Annotated in this window: 14 protein-coding genes; 10 read left to right on the top strand and 4 right to left on the bottom strand. The window is 56.9% G+C overall.

Going from position 1 to position 17,586, the window contains the following annotated elements; genetic code table 11:
• Positions 1–107: 107 nt before the first annotated feature.
• Positions 108–389 (bottom strand): hypothetical protein, encoded by a 282-nt coding sequence (locus HALDL1_03665; GenBank protein AHG02825.1) that lies wholly within the window; start codon positions 387–389, stop codon positions 108–110.
• 477 nt (positions 390–866) lie between these two features.
• On the opposite strand from HALDL1_03665, the gene HALDL1_03660 reads away from it, so the two are divergent.
• Positions 867–1,079 carry a hypothetical protein gene (locus HALDL1_03660; protein ID AHG02824.1) on the top strand — a complete coding sequence of 71 codons (213 nt, stop codon included), beginning with the start codon at positions 867–869 and terminating at the stop codon, positions 1,077–1,079.
• 11 nt (positions 1,080–1,090) lie between these two features.
• Here HALDL1_03660 and HALDL1_03655 read toward each other — a convergent pair whose 3' ends face one another.
• Positions 1,091–4,297, bottom strand: coding sequence for an ATPase AAA (locus HALDL1_03655; GenBank protein ID AHG02823.1), 3,207 nt, complete (start codon positions 4,295–4,297; stop codon positions 1,091–1,093).
• Between the two features lie 209 nt (positions 4,298–4,506).
• Here HALDL1_03655 and HALDL1_03650 point away from each other — a divergent pair, with 209 nt between their 5' ends.
• The 3 genes from HALDL1_03650 (at position 4,507) to HALDL1_03640 (ending at position 8,032) form a co-directional block, all read left to right on the top strand.
• Positions 4,507–4,971, top strand: a complete 465-nt coding sequence (locus HALDL1_03650) for a hypothetical protein (GenBank protein AHG02822.1) — start codon at positions 4,507–4,509, stop codon at positions 4,969–4,971.
• Positions 4,972–5,118: 147 nt separating this feature from the next.
• The gene (locus tag HALDL1_03645) at positions 5,119–6,873 is read left to right on the top strand and encodes a helicase (GenBank protein ID AHG02821.1); all 1,755 of its coding nucleotides are present in this window, start codon (positions 5,119–5,121) and stop codon (positions 6,871–6,873) included.
• Positions 6,866–8,032 (top strand): hypothetical protein, encoded by a 1,167-nt coding sequence (locus HALDL1_03640; GenBank protein ID AHG02820.1) that lies wholly within the window; start codon positions 6,866–6,868, stop codon positions 8,030–8,032. Before HALDL1_03645 ends, HALDL1_03640 begins: the two co-directional genes overlap by 8 nt.
• 57 nt (positions 8,033–8,089) lie before the next feature.
• Here the strand turns inward: HALDL1_03640 and HALDL1_03635 are convergent, their stop codons facing one another.
• Positions 8,090–9,109 carry a hypothetical protein gene (locus tag HALDL1_03635; GenBank protein AHG02819.1) on the bottom strand — a complete coding sequence of 340 codons (1,020 nt, stop codon included), beginning with the start codon at positions 9,107–9,109 and terminating at the stop codon, positions 8,090–8,092.
• 446 nt (positions 9,110–9,555) lie between these two features.
• On the opposite strand from HALDL1_03635, the gene HALDL1_03630 reads away from it, so the two are divergent.
• A complete protein-coding gene (locus HALDL1_03630; protein AHG02818.1) occupies positions 9,556–10,722 on the top strand; it encodes a transposase ISH3 in 1,167 nt (388 codons plus the stop codon).
• A gap of 114 nt (positions 10,723–10,836) precedes the next feature.
• On the opposite strand, the gene HALDL1_03625 is transcribed toward HALDL1_03630, so the two are convergent.
• On the bottom strand, positions 10,837–11,208 hold the full coding sequence (locus HALDL1_03625; GenBank protein ID AHG02817.1) for a TATA-box-binding protein C: 372 nt from the start codon (positions 11,206–11,208) through the stop codon (positions 10,837–10,839).
• A gap of 1,079 nt (positions 11,209–12,287) precedes the next feature.
• On the opposite strand from HALDL1_03625, the gene HALDL1_03620 reads away from it, so the two are divergent.
• The 5 genes from HALDL1_03620 to HALDL1_03600 all read left to right on the top strand — a co-directional run bounded on the left by HALDL1_03620 (position 12,288) and on the right by HALDL1_03600 (position 17,259).
• Positions 12,288–13,262 (top strand): hypothetical protein, encoded by a 975-nt coding sequence (locus HALDL1_03620; GenBank protein AHG02816.1) that lies wholly within the window; start codon positions 12,288–12,290, stop codon positions 13,260–13,262.
• A gap of 234 nt (positions 13,263–13,496) precedes the next feature.
• Positions 13,497–14,369 (top strand): hypothetical protein, encoded by an 873-nt coding sequence (locus HALDL1_03615; protein ID AHG02815.1) that lies wholly within the window; start codon positions 13,497–13,499, stop codon positions 14,367–14,369.
• Positions 14,370–14,412: 43 nt separating this feature from the next.
• Positions 14,413–15,360: a hypothetical protein gene (locus HALDL1_03610; GenBank protein ID AHG02814.1), complete on the top strand. Its 948-nt coding sequence runs from the start codon at positions 14,413–14,415 to the stop codon at positions 15,358–15,360.
• Complete coding sequence (locus HALDL1_03605; GenBank protein AHG02813.1) at positions 15,360–16,025, top strand: hypothetical protein; 666 nt, start codon at positions 15,360–15,362, stop codon at positions 16,023–16,025. Before HALDL1_03610 ends, HALDL1_03605 begins: the two co-directional genes overlap by 1 nt.
• A 166-nt stretch (positions 16,026–16,191) precedes the next feature.
• Positions 16,192–17,259: an HNH endonuclease gene (locus HALDL1_03600; protein AHG02812.1), complete on the top strand. Its 1,068-nt coding sequence runs from the start codon at positions 16,192–16,194 to the stop codon at positions 17,257–17,259.
• Positions 17,260–17,586: the final 327 nt, after the last annotated feature.

Here is a 17,586-nt window from a genome sequence, read left to right as displayed (position 1 = left end):
AAGCGATGCGCCACGAGCCACATAAGTGTGCGTTCTTCGCAGTAACGTCTCGGTGAAGCGAGCTTCGTTGGGTGTCTTGAAAGGAAAACAAACGTCGAAGAAGTTGCCTAGTCGTCGTCAGAGACGAGCGTTTCGAGGTCAGTCACGTTCTGGATGGCGTCGGATGCCAAGTCGTCATGACCCGTCTCGATGGCGAAACCGGCTGCCTCAGTCATTGCTTGTACCATCTGTTCCACGAACATCGAGTCATCCGTGACGTACTCTCCAGCCACCTGTAGTGCTCGCCGGCTGTCTGTCAGTGGTATTCCGACCACTTCTTCGATCTTAGCGATTATTTCTAGCGATTCGTCGATCTTCTTCGCACGGTTGATCGTTTTTTCGGTCTGCATAGTGGGTTTGACCCGAACAACTACAGCCGCCAGTCATTTTTAAAGGTAAGCCAGAGGGAGCGGAGGTAATTGAGTTGGTACTCGCTCCCTGAATCGCTACGATTCGAGCGATTCTCCGTTATTGCGTTGTTTTGAGGGGTTAGAGCGAGTATGCGTGTCAGGAGAGGTGGGTGAGAGTGGTCAATGAGTTCCGAAATGGGCCAGATGTCTAACAGCGGCGCGAAGTGGTTCGACACCAGAAACTGATGAGCTCTCAATGAATTGTTTGTGAATACACGACTGATCGGTGGTCTGGGTCAAGACGTACCAACGCGAGGCAGGCCGCGGCTTCATCGGAGAATCACACGATTGCTGAGCGTGGCCCACACCGGGTTCCGAGTACTGGCACAGGTAAAACCGAACCAACACCGTTTCCCGCCGAATATCGAGTTAGGGGGCAATCGAACAGGCTATCCAGCGTGCTGTGGATAGTTCGGTATGACTGATTTCCTGGAAGTGCGAGAAGACGGAGACTCCGTGATTTCTGGAACAGTAAGCCGAGATGAGCTTGAAGCGGAACTGACACCGCTGAACCCACGAAGTTTGTTCGATAGACGACTGAAGACTGTTCTTCGGGATATGCTGGATGAGGCGGACGATGACGAAATCGTCGTCGAAGCCCTCGTCAGAAACGCGGACGCCGACCAGTAGGAGAAGTGGAACTACTTCTGGAAGGTGATCTCGATCTTCAGGCTTGACGCCTCATCGGGCATCCGCTCGAAAAGGTCTTGGACCTTCGTGTAGTCCTGTCCGGACCGTAACGTCAAGCTGACTTGCGTCCGCTCGACGTCGGCGGTCCCCTGAAGAGCGCCGGGAACACCCTCGCGGTCGGGCAACATGAACGTGACGTCGCCGTAATCGACACTTCCGGTCTGGTGGTTGTTCCGCCACTTACTCCGCATCGCGGCGACGTCGTCGCCGTTGTACTCGAAGCGCCACGTGGGGATCTCTGTGTCGGCCTTGCGGAACGGGTACCCCGGAACCCAGTCGGAGGCTTTCTCCGAGCCGGTCGTGTTGACGACGTACTCGGGTTCTTCGTCCTTCCCGATGTTCTCCAGCAGGTACGTCCGCACCATGTACTCGGTCACACTGCTGTCGAACCGATCCGTGACCTTGTTCACCGTGAACTGGTCGCCGGGTTCTAGGTCCTCGATGTACTCCAGGATCTGGTCGCCGATCCGCTCGGGAACCGTCGGAACGATCTTTACCGTCGTCGGGTCACGGTCTCCCAGCGATCCGAGATACCGACCGCCGGCTTCCAGAACGTAGTCGTCTACGAGGAATTCGTTGACTGCCTCGCGGGCGACGGACTCGGTCTCGTCCGGCGGGAGGAACACCGACTCCTCGGCACGGATTTCGCCGATGATCGTGTCGAGGTTCGCGTAGCCGTCGTCGTCGATGTGCGTCTCGATGCGGTCTACAAGGGACGATGCACCGACGACCTCTGCGCCGCCGACGTCTCGGACTGTCGCGTCGGATTGGGGCTTATCGAGAATCTCGTTCCCTTTCACGATGACGTACTGGTCCTCACGAGCGAGCCGACCGATGGCCCGCATCACGACGTCGTGGCTGTCGCCGTCGATCCAGATCTCGCCGTCTTCGACGAGTTCCAGTTCGAAGTCACCGATATCAAGCGCGGTTGTTCCGCTCCCGAACCGCTGACGCAGTTCCTGTTCGACGTCATCGACGCCCCATACGTCCACATCGTCTTGCTGGACGAGGACGGTGTCCAGCGAGCTTCCGGAGAGGTCATCGCGGAACCCGCCAGTGTCACGGGCGAGCACCGGTTTGTCCGAGAGCGCTTCGACGGTTGCATTCAGCACATCGTTCGCACTACCGGGGATCGGAAGCTCCGGATCGCGGAGGAACTGCTCGTAGATATCCTCGACCGAAATCTCACCGCGCCGCTCCAAGAGATCCTCGGCGATGTCCCAGACGTCCGACTGGAGGTCGAACGGATCAGCAGATGCCGAGTCCGCGATGTTCGAGGCGTCCAGCTCGGCCTCGTCGTGAACGTAGACATCGAGTTCCATCGGCGTCATCTGCCCCCAGTCGTTGAGCAGATCGTTCCCGTCAAGCACCTCACCGTACAGGAGTTGGAGTTCTTCGCGGAGTTCATTCTCTTCCTGCTCCCGCATTCCCTGAATCGACGTGCGAATCTCGTCATCGAGGGATTCGTCGGCGAGGACCTGCCGTGCGCCCTCGATGTACCGTGCCTTGTCGATATACCGTGTCCCCGACTCGATGGCCTTGTCGCCCGAGGGCTGGACGAACACGAGCGTGTTACGCCACTCGCGGCCACGTCCGTCGTTCGTGATGACTTTCTCGACCTCCTCGTTCGTCCACTGGTCGTCCTTCACGACGACCTTGACCTCACGGTCGTCCGGGATGTCCCGCATGTCGTTCGTACGGAACCCTACCGGGTGCGCGTTGGATCCGAAGATATCTGTGATGAAGTCCGCGACCTCAGCCTTCGCCGACGTCTCCGAGACGTCTACGGCCGCGTTCCGGATGAGTGCGTTCGGGTTCTGGCGGTCGCGGATTGCGTACTTCCCGTTCAGCTTGTGGAGATGCCACGCGACACCGTGGAGACGTTCGAGATTGAGGACAACGTCAGAGACGAGATCCCCAGTCTGGTAGGCACCCATGACGATCTCCGAAACCTCCGCACCCTCGCCCTCGCTCGGCTTCAGCGAGTACAGGAGAATCGTGTTCAGAATACGTCGGCCGTGGGGAACGTCGTCGTCATCGATTCGACTCTTGATGTCGCCCGTCGCCGCGTTCAGTCGCTCGTAGTTGATCTTCGCCAATTCGTCCTCGAACTCGATAGCATCGATATCACCGTGCGTGATCAGATCCGTCTGATCCTGCATCTCCAGGAGAACCTTCGAGAAGAGGTAGATCATCCCTCGCGTGTTCTGGTTATCCTCGTCAGCGTAGTACCGCGTCTCAAGCGCATCCAGAAGCACAGGGTGGAACGGATACAGATCGTGCATCTCCGACAGCAGATCATCGGGAATGGAGACGTGATCAGATTGGTCGTAGGCATCGAAGTACCCGTTGACGATCTCCCGGGCAGCGTTCTCGTTAACCGAATCGATCAGGCGGTGACGCAGAACCTCGCGCTTGTCCACCTGGTTGTTCATGTTGACCTCGACCGCCTGTTCCCGGTTCAGGATGTCGTGGACCTCGGAGCCCTCACGCAGGACGGAGACGATGGTGTATAGTTCGAGATCGGAGAGTGCCGTAGATTCGAGGAGCGACTGGAGGAATGCTTTGTTCGCACTCTTGCGGTCGCCTTGGAGCGTATCGAACCAGTCCTCAAGTTCGTCCACGAAGAACGCGACCGTATCGTCGCCGACTGCTTCCTGAATCGTCTGCATATCGGGATACCCTCCCGAACTGTACGTTCCAGGATCGTAATCGAGTGCCTCGAAAAACGGTTCCCACAGATACTCGTACTGCTCGTTCTGCATGGCGACCGTAATCGGCGTCGCCGATTCAGGGAGTGCTGCGTCGAACCCTTCGACCGAGTCGCTTGCCCAGTGGCCTGCTGCGTCGGGGTCGTCGAAGCAGTGGTACAGCGCGACCATCTGGTGGGACTTCCCACTGCCGTACGGCCCGTATAGGATATGTGTCCCGCGCGGGTCATCGCCTGTGAGCGAATCGCGGAGAATGGAGAGTGCTTCACGGAGCCCCTGGGTCATCAGGGTTCGCTCGAAGAAGAGTTCCGCGTCTGACTCGAACTCGTCATCGTCATCCACGTTGTAGAGCTTTACCTGGCCGTCGATTTGCCCCTCTTCCCGAAGCTCACGGCTGAGTGTTACCGTGTCTTTGAGGGTATCCGACAAGGATCCTGACTGTGCCATCTTGATACTTAAACACACCTCTTGGGCACCCAATAAACACTATGGTCTTTCGAACCCCTCTCTCCCCCCAGAACCATTCAAAGGTAGGGTGTCATCGAAGTCTTCGTGGTTTGTTGCTCACACCTATTTTCACGGTGATCTGAATGCTAAGTAGGTCTGCGAATCTGGGACGTCTCATTGTCCGAAAGGGCCATGATTGAGTAGCGATGATGCCGTACTACTCATTTATGGAGAGTGATCCTCTGTTTCGTGAAGTACAGCGGTTTCGCCAGCCGTGGATCTGGGCGCTTCTCGGTGGTATCGCGCTCCTCATGCTTGTATTAGGCCCTATCTTGTGGGGAGGGCTCGCCATTGTCGTTGGGATCGCTGGGCTAATCTACAGTCTTCGTCTCCAAACCGAGGTTAGAACTGATGGCATCTATTTCAGAATGTGGCCTCTCCACTGGTCATTCCGTCAAATCCCGTGGTCAGAGACTGAACATTACGAGGCCAAACAGTATAGTCCCATTCGAGAGTTCGGTGGCTGGGGAATCCGCTGGGCACCTGGGAAAATCGCATACAATGTCAGTGGCAATCAGGGGGTCTGGATCGAACAGACGAACGGACGTTCAATTCTTCTCGGGTCACAACACGCCGAGGAGTTCAGTAGTGCAATCGATGAGGCAACACAGTAGTTGTCTCCCAACTTGGGTTCGTATCCACTAACGAGAGAGCAGGCAACGTTTCGATCGAAGTGAGTGCTGAATCCGCCGTAATAAATGTGCAGTCCTACGCCTGTCGGTCACAAAACGTATTTGACGCGAACCTGTCTCTACGTGACTATGGGAAGTTACGACCTCGTTGATGTTGAGGTCACACATGAGTCTGCGGACGATCTTTTCGATTCATTGTCTGAGGATGGTGCATACGAGGATCATTTACAGAGCATCCAAGCTGTTCGCCTCCAAGCGGGCCAGCCTGATTCTGAACTCCGGTCGCTCAAAGAGTTGGATGAAAACTCCGTCAAGCTACTCGAACATCAGGTGGATGCTGCCTATCGGGCCCTTTTCGAGATGGATGGGAAAGCCCTTCTCGCGGACGAAGTTGGGCTTGGAAAGACCATCGAGGTCGGGATGATTCTCAAGGAGATGCATTTCCGGGAGACAGATGAATCCGTCCTCATCCTCACGCCTGCACAACTGGCCAAACAGTGGCAAGCGGAACTCCGTGAGAAGTTCGGACTCGACTTCGTTTGCAACTACGACGACGAATTCGAGGACTTCGACGCCCACGACTACATCATTGCGAGCATCGACACCGCGAAGAGTGAGCGACATCGTCAGACGGTTCTCGACCGCGACTGGGACGTTCTGGTCCTCGACGAGGCACACTACGTCAAGAACGAAGAGACGGACCGCTACGACCTGATCGACCGGCTCTCGTATAACTACGCGTTCTTCCTGACGGCGACGCCGATTCAGAACGAACTAACTGACCTGTACAACGTCGTCTCACTTCTCCGTCCCGGACTGTTCGGCACACGCGACGTCTTCCACCAGTACTTCGTGAACAGCAATCAGGAGACACTCGTCAACCGAGACGAACTACAGGATCGGTTGAACAAAGTGATGATTCGGAACCGACGGGAAGAGACGGATATCGACTTCACGGACCGGACTATCGACACACGGACGTTCGATCCGACTCCAAAGGAACGTGAGCTCTACCAGGCAGTCTCTGACTACGTCAAGGGTGCTTACAGCCAAGATCAGGGCCAGAAGCTCGTGCTAATGCTCCTTCAGAAGGAGGTTGTTAGCAGTCCTGTAGCGCTCAAGGAAACGATCGAGAAACGACTCTATGAGCAGTCTGAACTCACCCATGCGGACGAACTGGAGTCCATTTTGGACCTGATCGAAGACATTGATACAGTAACGAAACAGGAGCGCCTTCTGGATATCGTCGAAGAAGCACGTGACACCGTCGAAATGGGGCGTGTGATCGTCTTCACCCAGTTTCGTGCGACGCAACGTCAAGTGCTTGATCGACTCGCCTCAGAAGGGTATACCGTCCACGCGTTCCACGGTGGGCACTCCAGTAGTGAGAAAGAACAGATCGTCGAGGACTTCGAAGAAGAAGGCGGAATCCTTGTTTCAACAGATGCAATGAGTGAAGGCCGAAATCTCCAGTTTTGTAATTTACTTGTCAATTTGGGTCTCAGCTGGAATCCTATGCGTATGGAGCAGCGTATCGGGAGAGTTCACCGAATTGGCCAGAAGCGAGATGTATTCGTTTTCAATATGGCGTTGAAAGGTACGGTCGAGGAGTACGTACTGGAGCGCCTTTACCACAAAATCGACCTGTTCCAACAAAGCGTGGGCGAGCTAAGTTCCATATTGAGTCGGTTAGAAGAGTCGGGAACAAGCTTCGAGGACCAGATTTTCGACCGACTCGTCAATGCTGATTCAGAGGTCGATCTGGAGAATGACTTCGATGCGATGGCCGTCGATCTGCAGGAACAACGAGAGCTCGCTGACAAACTGGAGGAGTTCAACAACGGCGTCTTCGAAGGATTCGACTTGGGGGAAAGCGATGACTGACGAAGCACTCGCGGTCACGCAGTCCGTCGTTGAGGACTTCTCCGAACGCTACCTAGAGTCACTCGGCGGCACCATTGAGACACGAGGAGACACCTGGGAAGTTGCGATTCCAGACAATGAGGATACAGAATTGCCGGCAGGCACCCTCTCGTTGCTTTGTGGTACGAACAGAGACGAAGATAGTACTGGAGAGCATCTCCATCCAGAAAGTGAGTTTTTTCAGCGGATCCTCAGAGAGGCAGCTGAGCGTCGCCCCACAGGGAAAATATCGATAGAAGCCGGTCGGGATGACGTAGTGATCCCACAGTGGATTAAAGAAGGCGACGTCGAAGTGAGGGAAATCCAGTTCACGCCGTACTACGACCGTACCGCGATTGTGGTTCTTTTTGAGGTGAGTATCGAGACAGTCAGTGAATACCAACAGGAGCTCCTTCGCGCCATCGCCATCGACCACCGCTCGGAACAGAGACTTCCGGCGTTGGAGGAGACGTTTCTTCAAATGACGGCGATACCCACGAACGGCTCTCCCACTACCGCGAAATCCTCATTATCGGAATCAGACGCACGATCACATCTCAGCACAGCTCAAGATCAGCTGATGCGGAGCATCCAGAACGAAATTGATGAGGTCCATAATGAAGCATCCAGAGCAGCGGACGCAGAGGTCGAAGAATACCGGCAGCTCCAACAACAACGGATCCAAGAGCTGGAAGAGGAACGATCCAAACTATCCTCGAAGATCGATGAGCTGAGTGAAACGATCAACGGCAGTGATCAGGACGATCGCGTGGAGGCACTGAAGAAACGGAAAGAGGCAAAAGCTGAGTATGAAGAGGTGGATGCGGAACTAAGTACTCTGCAGGAACAGCGCGACCAAGGATTTCCACAGAAACAGGAAGAGATTCGAAAGCGGCATGCGCTGGATATTCGAGTGACTCCCCTGACGGTAACACAGGTAGAGTACGAACGGGGAGAGATCGATGTCGAACTGGCTGAGCAAGGAGTTTCCCGAACGGTGACGCTCGGATATGGAAGCGGGATCGGAACTACGGAGACCGTCCAGTGTTCATCATGCGATCGTGTGTTGAGCGTAGAGAACCCTCTGAATACGATCAAAGGTTCTCTTCGATGTAGAGTCTGCAGTTCTTCTAACGACTAGAGAAGCTGCAGCAAGAGTTATCGAATGCACCGACGAACGGAGGCCTCTCAGCGAACCTCAATCATCGTCTCCCATGATGAATAACTCATCATGCTCGATCCGCATCAGATCTTCATTCTCCCTATTGTGACGCCTCACGTTCTTTATATTGATTCCCAGCTTTTCCCGATCTTGGTTGTATTTGTAGCCTGGTGAGGATTCAGCGACCTCTCGCATCAATCGCCTGACCGTACTTTTCCGTATTTGACCTTTGAACAGGTCAACTACATCGGTTATACTGAATGTCGCTTTTATACTATCGCCACCATCAGAACGGTACGCAGCGACCTTGATTGCCAGCCGCTTATCCTCCCTGTCCATAAGCATCAACGGTTTTTTAGTCGGATCTCGTGGATTCGTGAGTTCTAAACTCTCAGAATCAACGTACAACTCTGGGTTATTCGGATGCCATGTGAAATCCAATTCATCGAGCACTCTGGGTAGATACTGCTTCCGGGTGTAGTCGCTCACACCGATTCCTTGTGCTGCCTTGATTGCGTTATCGAACTCAGTGAGACTGAATCCGACCGCTCCAGATTGACTGAGTTCGTGAGCGATCGTCTTGGTACGACGCTCCTTCGCCCCCATCGAATCATCGACATCCGGCTGAGGCTCCTCTGAGATTCTCTGAAGCTTCTGTGTTACCCGTTCGATTACGCTACCATCAGTGATGTATCCGTACATGATCGCCTCTGCGAGTTCACCGGCAGAACGATAATCGTCTTGAGAAGCCGATATCAAGGCTGTACGAACGTTTTCAGCGATTCGGTGAGAAGCAACGACTGTCTCACCTCGGTCAACCTCACGAGTTTTTTCTTTGCTTTCTGAACCACCTAAGGTGTCCGTGAGGTCATCAACTACATCTTGCAGGTCTGCGAGTTCTCCCTGATTGAGGAAGTATCGGAATTCCCGTTCCAACTCGATGCCCGCATATGGCCGGCACTTTCCGAACTTGGCCTTGATTTCGTTGTTGAAATTCCGTTTCACATCTTCGTCGATGCGCAGATTCAATCTCACGCGATTGGTCTCACCGCTCACACAGACCACCCCGCATCGAACTGCGGGAACCAAGTGCTGATGGTCTGATAGAGGTGATGATGATGTATGCAATTGGTTACAGACAGTAGTAGTATCTGTAGTACCTCGGCACCGTGGTCGGTCAGTGGCTCTAGTAAATCGGCGTCATGAGCGGTTTTAGCGGCCCGACGCCCCTGCTGAATGCTGCCCCCCTGTAGAGGGATTCCTGATTGGCGCAAAAAAGAAATTCTGAGAGCGGCTTCGACAAGCCTCTCTTCGAGAATGAGCTGTTCTAATTCGATACCTCTCCGGTCGTGTCTTCTAACTGGTGTCATGGAGGAAAGCCTCCACCCGCCCCTGTCTGGGCGAACCCCTGCGGCCGGAGTTTGGAATTGAGGCTGTCAAGACGGAACGTAGCCTCAGTACTTCACAAAGCCGCTTAGTTAGAACGTCTGCTTGCTGAAGGTGTGTCTAAAACCAAACAAGCAGACGGTGAGATCCACGAGGACCAGCTTCTTAACTTTCTCGTCAACCGCCTTGACGAGGAAGTTTCGCTCTCGTTAGCCAATAACGCTGAAATCACTGCTGAAGACATCTATGAGGTCCTCGTCGGCGCTTGCGCCGACGGGACCTCTGTCTCTACGCTCTGTGCGTCGAGCCAGAACTCACCCGCTGGGAACACGGTCCTCTACCATCTTCGGACGAAGTTCGAGCCGGAACGGCTCGAACGAGTCGCTAACACGCTCCTGCGAAAGGATCTCGATGAATTGCTCCCCGAACAGGTGGAGGTCTGCGCAGACCTCCACCTGCGGCCCTACTACGGTGACGAAGACGACACAGACGGCCTCTATCACTCGGTAGCGAAGCGTGGAACCACTGCGTTCCACGCCTATGCCACACTCTACGCGCGTGTGAAGAACAAACGCTACACGCTGGCGGTACGCCGTCTCAAAGACGGCGATACCGCAAGTAGTGTCCTCGCTGAGTTCTTCGGTGTCCTCGACGGCCTTGACGCCGGGGTCAAGGCCGTCTACCTTGATCGCGGATTCTACGACAGTAAGTGTCTCACGCTGCTTCAGGCGCACAATTACGCGTACGTGATCCCGATCATCCGGTGGGGTGAGGCGATTCAGCAAGAGCTCTCGGAAGGATGGAGTCGCGTCATTCAGCATGATCTGACGGGGAAACTCGACGGTCACAGCTGGACCGTCGATTTTCCCGTCTACATCGACTGTACGTACCTAAATGGGAAGTATGACGAGAACGGTGTGGCGCGTCACGGCTACGCCGCTGACGCGCCGTTCATCGACTCACCACGGGACGCTCGATACCACTACTCGAAACGCTTCGGTATCGAGTCAAGCTATCGCTTGTTTGAGCAAGCGATAGCGACAACGACAACACGAGATCCAACGGTACGGCTGCTGTACGTGGTGGTGAGTCTCCTCTTACAGAACGTCTGGCGGTACCTTCACTACGAGTATGTGGCGACGCCCCGCCGAGGCGGGCGTCGCCTCTGGTGGTGGCCGTACAAGGAGTTCGTCAATATGATTCGACGAGCTGCGTGGACGGCCCTCGCGGTGCGTCGGGCCGTCCCCGCGAATCGGCCACCTGACGACCGATTCCACCGCTAACCACCGACCGAGCAAGCCAGCGGAGTGAGTGGCGACGCTGTCGCGTCGGCGGCTGACCGCCGCCGACAGCGACAGCTCTCCGTCGATCCGTCCGTAATTCTCTCGTCGAGACCGTCAGTACAACCGCTTCGACACAGAACTCAGGCCGCAGAAACAGCTAGCCGAGGATGCTTTGTGAGGTACTGAGTTTTGAACGGAGAACCACTCGTCAGTCGCGTTTTCAATGACGTCCATATCGGATAGGAACCTCAGAAACCGTTCCCGAAGATCGAACAGCTCTTCCTCTGAAGTCGGTCCAGTAATGATGTATTTGCCAGTTCTGTAGACGGTGATCAGCGGGGCTTCTTCCTCAAATCGAAGATACATGCCGGGATACTTGTCGGGGTTATATTGAGCCTGAGGTTGTCCGATTTCTTCGGCGAGCGTTTCAAGATCAAGCTCAACATTGAGCGAACCTGACCCGACCATATTCACGACGCTCACCATCGTTCAGCCCACCAAGAGACCAGAACAGAATCGAAGCTACCCATCTTCAGAAGAATCTAATTCCCAGAGCTTAGCGTTCCCAACCTTTCGAGAAGTAAGTTTTCCCTCTCCCTCCAATTCAGTTAGCTTTGCGTGAGCAGTTCGATAGGCACAACTAACTTCATCGGCAATTTCTTGGGTACCAGCTGAGCCCCCTAACGATTCGAGAGCCGACAGAAAGTTCTCCTGAGTATATCGCTCGGTGTATTTTCCCGTCTGCTCATCTCGATCCTTGGGCATTACTTTGTCCATTGCACCTACCTGTAGAAGGGGTTTAATCTCTTGCACCCAATGCATCCTACTGCAATGGCAACGCTTTTCCCAATGCAGGTTAATGCATTGGATAGGGGAGCTCAGCCCAACGGGAGATCCAGTGTAGAGGATACCCGCGTGCTGGAGCACGCGGGCGGGGCTTCCTGATAATCCGAGGTAACCCCAATGGAAGATTCAATTCCAGACCAACAAGAAGGCACGGATCGGAAGATAATTGAAGAAATATATCAACTAGAAAGAATTGCGCTCGGGGAAGGGGTCGCGGTTTGTGAAGCCTGCGGTGAGGAACTGCGGGAAGGCGCTCCGCTCGTCGTGTTCGCCTTCCGGCCGGCCAATCAACTGGCCTTCGAGACCGGGCACGTGAAATGCACTGAGTGTCGGCATGAGCCGACGGAGTACTTTACGCTCGGCGTGCGCGAGCTCGTATTAGAGGGTCGTGTTGGTACTTGTACTGACCCTGCAACTCAATCGTCGTGGCCGGTGTTACTGGCTCCGCAGCCGCGCGCTGTGAGCCCGGCGGACATGACCACGGTGCAACCACTACCGGGAATTGCGTGGTTCCGCCAACCTATCGCGCGTAGCGACAGGTACGTTGCTGCGGATTGTGAATCGACGCGTAAGCCATGGCAGCGTCCGGTGGCGCGGGCTAACAGGTCGAACCGCGATGGCGCGTCCGATCGGGAAACTGGTTCGATGAGTGATGACGCGACTGGGACTATTGCCCCACACGCTGGTGATGGCGGCCGTCCGGGAGGTGCTCGGTGACGATGCGCCGGAATCAAGATACGCAGGCCTTCGATGATTCACACCTCGACATCGACTTCGCTCTCCCGCGTCCTGTCGATGAGATGGCGTTCCCGGATCTGTACGTTGGTCTCGACATCGACCTACTGGCACCGGGTGATGGGATCGTCACGGATCGCCATCATGCCTCAGCTGACCGGTACGAAGCAGACGACCCGCAGAATCAGATTGCAGGTCAGATCTCGCCGTTCACGTTGTCGGGCTGGCTGCGCCATGCCTGTGAACGAGTGGTGCAGACGGCGGGCGCGACGGCGTGCCATCCGGGCTATGCCGACGCCGACTATATGCTCGACGACGTGTACGACCGCGACCTCGACAACGGCTATCACGAGAAAGGGTCCTGCGTCGATGATGACGGCGTTGACGACACCGGCTGTGTCATCCACGATCTCTTCGGTGGGTTCGGCGACCGCGCGGGCCGGGTAATCCGCCGGCCGATTCGCTTCTCACCCATCCGAAGGCAGGTGGATGTGACGAAGGGTGAGGCCGAAGCTCACTACAGACAGTTGAACACGCAGGTGCGTTCGCGGAACGCTGAGGATGAGGGGCAACCACTCAGGCAGGCGACGCGGGACGTCGTTGGGAATCTCGTGGGGACGTGGCGCTTGACGCTCCGGGAGTTGAAGCCTGAATACGTGGGGCTGCTCGTCGAGGCCATCGCGTACTTGGATGCTCATAGTGGCGATTTTGAGATACAACTCGGCGGCGCTCGCAACTTCGGGGCTGGGATCGTCGATGCCCACGTCGTCAACCCGTTGTACACGGAGGCTGAACTTCGCCGGGTCTACAACCGCGCGCAGGACCCGACGAGCGGGATGCAGACGAAGGACGACATCTGGCGTGACCAGTGTCGTGACGAGTTCGTCAGGGCACTGCAGGCTCGGACAGCCGCCGGTGATGGCGACCTTCCGATGCCGACGGGGGATGATGCAGCGTGACCCGAAACGCTGAGTGGAACCCCGACACCGCGTGTGCCCGAGAGTGGCAGCCAGTCGAAGCGCCCAAGCGCCGCCGAGACCCGAAACGTGAGGACGAGCCGGTGCAGCGGTCGTCGCCAGTAGCGGACGATGCGTCGGGCCCTGACCCGGCGGCGCGAGCACACGACACCCAAGACCGCGACGACGCCGAGCGTCCAGACCGTGGAGACGTAGAACTGGACTCTGAGGGCCAGGATGGTTGACTCGGCTGTCGAGGCTGACAGCCGTGACGACGCGTCTACGCGGGCTGAGCCGATGGTGGCTGTTTACCGACACGACGTTCACAAGCTGCGTGCCAGGCCGCACGCGTCGGCGGCCGACTCGTACGCCAGCGTGCCGGTCAACGAGACAGTTCCGCGTGACGCTGATCGGGATGCAGCACTGCTGAGCCGCCCGGCGGGTGAGCCCGAACAGACGGTCGCCAATCACGAGTCGCCGTACCGGCTGTCACTGTTGACGGGCGAGACGGCGGCGACGACCGAGCGGATCAAGGCGACGACGGGCGGTGGTTTTCGAGCGCTGGTCACGCCGGAGGATCCGGAGTGCCTGCACGCGCGGTGGCTGACGAGCGAGGTCCCGGCTGCATTCAACGAGTCGGTGTACTATCCGTACACGTCGCTGCAGTACCACGTGTTGCTCACGGCGGCGCTGTTGCACAACTACCGCGCCAGGCACGCGTTTGAGGACTTGTTTCTCGTGGCGACGACGCCAGACGTGACGCCGAATGCAGACGCGGTCTCGACCCGCGACCCGAAGACAGCGCTGGCGGCCGACGCCGTCGAACCCCACCGAACAGTGCTATGGACACCTGAGATGACCCTGCACGTGACGGCGACGCCTGGTGATCGACCGGCTGCGCGGCTCGGTGATGTGCCGGCGCGCTCGTTTGCGGATGTCTGGTCGCGTCTGCCTGCGCACCCGTTCGACACGGATGGCGAGCGGCGCTGGCGGCTCTTGGATGCCCAACTGCGTCGCATCCGGTCGTGGTCGGCGGCACTTGCGTACATCGATGAATTCATCGAATTGCACGGCTCGGCGGCCGGGGAACTGGAGGGTGATGGGGCGTGATTCCCATCACGACCTGGAGGCGAAACAAGGGGTCGTGTGAACGATGACCACGATCCAGCAGGTGCTGTTCGAACTGGAGACTGACTACATGGGCCACCCGTACTACCTGACCGGGCACGCGCTGTACACCGCGCTCGCCCGCCGTGTGGATGCGCAGGCGCGACGGTCGCTCAACGTCAGCACTGGTGTGTTCGTCCCTGGCGAGTACGGGGCATACCCGGAGTCACATTCGCACGACGGGTATGGAGGGAAGCTTGGCATGTCGCTCCCACCAGTGGAGTCGTACGAGGATGTGTTCGTGTGTCGGGATGCAGCGCAGCGGTGGTTGCTGGACTCACGGCCACGGGATGCGCACAACACGCACGACGTCCAGAGTCATGGCGGCCGACTGGCGTTTGCACCGAAGGCTCACTTCGGCCGGCCGCCCGAGCATCGGAACAGCAAGCGGACGATGCACTGGCACGTCCACTGCTACCTGCACGCCGATGGGGGAGACGAGGACGTCCTCCCGCTTTCCGTGGATGTACTGGATGGGCTGCGTGTCGGCGGGGGTCGAAACTACGGGTTCGGTGAACTATCGCTCGCGGAGACGCAGGTCATTGATCTGGATGACCTCGATTACTCGCGGGTTCGAGAAGCAGACAACGTCCAGTTGGAACTGTTGTCGCCGTACGTGTTGCAGAGCGATTCGCCGGGGGCTGACAGTCAGTCGGTGCCGTGGTGGTGGGAGTCTGACGGGGAGTTTCGTCGCCGGACGGGTCGGCTCGTGGCCGGTGATGAGTGTCATGAGCTGGCAATGATTGATCATGGGCAAGTCGTTGGGTACGCGGGCGATCGTCCGGTTGAGACGGCGATCAATGGTATTCAACGCGTCGGGACGCACGCGAAGTTCGGGTTCGGTGAGTTCCGGGTACGGCCGGTGAGTAAGGATCGGGTTCCGGGACGTGTGAGTATCGCGGGTCCTCGGGAGACCGTCGGTGGTGAGCGGTGATGGCGCTGGAGTTAGTGGCATTCGATATCGAAACCACCGGGTTCGAGGTTAGTGACGAGGTGACTGTAGTCGGATTTGCGGTGCCGATGGGGGTTCGGGCGTTCGTGCAGACAGACGGGCGCGCAGCGCCGGATGTTGAGGCGGCGGTTCGTGATCGTGTTGAGTCGCACGTCCAGGTGTCGACACACGAATCAGAGCGTGTATTGTTGGAGGCAGTCGGCGCGTTCGCTGCAGATCGGTTAGTGGGAAATGACGTGTTGCTGGTCGCGTTCAACGGTGAGTTATGGCGGTCCGGGTTCGACTTACCGTTCTTGCGGACGCGGCTCTCCCGGGTAGGTGTTGAGTGGCCGTTCCGGGAGATGCCGTACGCTGACCTGCTGCCGGTCGTGACGAATCGATTCAACACGACTGGCGATGACGGAGAATCACGGTCGGATCTCGCCGGGGTGTACGAGGTACTTTGTGACGGGCAGTATAGTGATCTCGACCCGTTCGCGGACAGTGCAGAAGCCGTGACTGCGTACGAGGATGGCCGGTTCGGTGACCTTGTGGTGCATAACGTCGCGGATGTCCTTCGTACCCGGGAGTTAGGACTGCTCTCGGAACGGTACTGCTCAAAGTCCGATTTCAAACTGAAATCGCTGACCCCGACACGTCATGAGTAACTGGAATCCGAGTCGCTGGACAGAGACGGTCGACGTGTTCGGTCGCTCTGGAAGTGTTCGGTGTCGATAGTGCCGCTGGTGCGGATTGAAGCGATACCCCAGCAGATTACGGCAGAGCGGCGCAGTAGCAGTCGAAAATGAACGGCAGCCTCAAGTGAGATACGACATGGTAGAAGCTGAATCACAACCTCGGAAAGATGAATTGAGCGGCGCAAGCACAGACGGTGACGAGTCCGACGTAACCAGTCCTCGTGAATGCAACGAGACGGTGAATCCAGAGACGCGTGATGACGTGTTGACCGAATACTGGCATCGCTGCCAGGTGTGCGGCCGTCGGGGCCCGGAGAAGGGTGGGTTAGCTACTCTGCACGTCCATCACATCGAACGCGACCCTGAGGGGATGGATGAGCACGACATGGCGAACCTGACGCTCCTGTGCCGGTCTTGTCACAGCTGGTTCCACCAGCAGAGCACACCAGATGACTCGCCAGTCGAGCTCACTGAGGAGGATCAGAGTGTGCTGCTTCCGCAGGACATCGAGATTCTACGGTACTTGTCGGAAAATGGCCCGACACGTACTGGTGACATCGTGTCCGGGCTGCCGAGCGATCACTCGGTATCAGCGGTTCGTGAGCGGTTGTGGGTGCTAACAGGGCTCGATAACCTCGTCGAAGGCCGTGACCGGCAGATCGTCGATAAGGACATCGAAACCGGGGAGTGGGGGCTCACCGACCAGATCGAAAGCTCCGCTCGTGGCCATATCCCGGACGACCCCCAACTGTTGTTGCAACGCATGGAAGACGAGCAAGTGAGGCAGGCGCTTGAACGCGGCTGTGATCGCAGCGATATCATCGATGTGCTGGGCATCTCGCGCCGAACCACGTTCAATAAGCAGAAGCGCGCCTGTGCGTACGGTTTCCCATTGTCTGCGTTCAATCGCGGTGGACGGCCGACTGATAGTGAGCGGTCAGAACGGAGTTCCGTTACGGCTGACACGGATACAGGAGAGGCTGATGGGCAGCAGCGGCTTGACGCAGTGCCTGACAAGGATCCTGACTCGCTAGGCAGGACGGAAACGTGGGGTGCGGCCGACTCGGAGTCTGAGGCGCAATCCACGGGTGTGGATGACCGTCGTGGTAGTCAAACCGCGAGTGACGACGTTGGGAGCGAGGAACTACAGGCACATCTCCAGGAAGCAATTGATGCGTTACGGGATGTGAACGAAGTACTGTAGTTGGAACGGACTCAAGTCACGCACAGCGTTAGAGAACTCTTTGGTGTAGTCGAATTCACCGAGAGTTTTGACTGCGTTCGATCGACGGTTCGAATTCGCCTTCGTGTTCGGGTAGTGAGAAGGGGGTGTGTCCGCAATTATGCTGACTTGTTTACGAAGGTTAATGAAATGGCGTAGGCATGGGTATATCCGGAAAAGACAGGCCCGTTAAGCCTGTTCAAAGGCAGTGCAACAGAGGTGTCCGCAAAGACGGGGCCGTCATGGTCCGAAGTCAGAATACGATGGTAGGTGATTTTGCCGAAGAATTCGAGCCGAATTCTTCTCATG

It is taken from the genome of Halobacterium sp. DL1 (assembly GCA_000230955.3).
Taxonomy (GTDB): Archaea; Halobacteriota; Halobacteria; order Halobacteriales; family Halobacteriaceae; genus Halobacterium.
The sequence above is the reverse complement of the archived record's forward strand: the minus strand, read 5'-3'. Positions and strand labels throughout refer to the sequence as shown.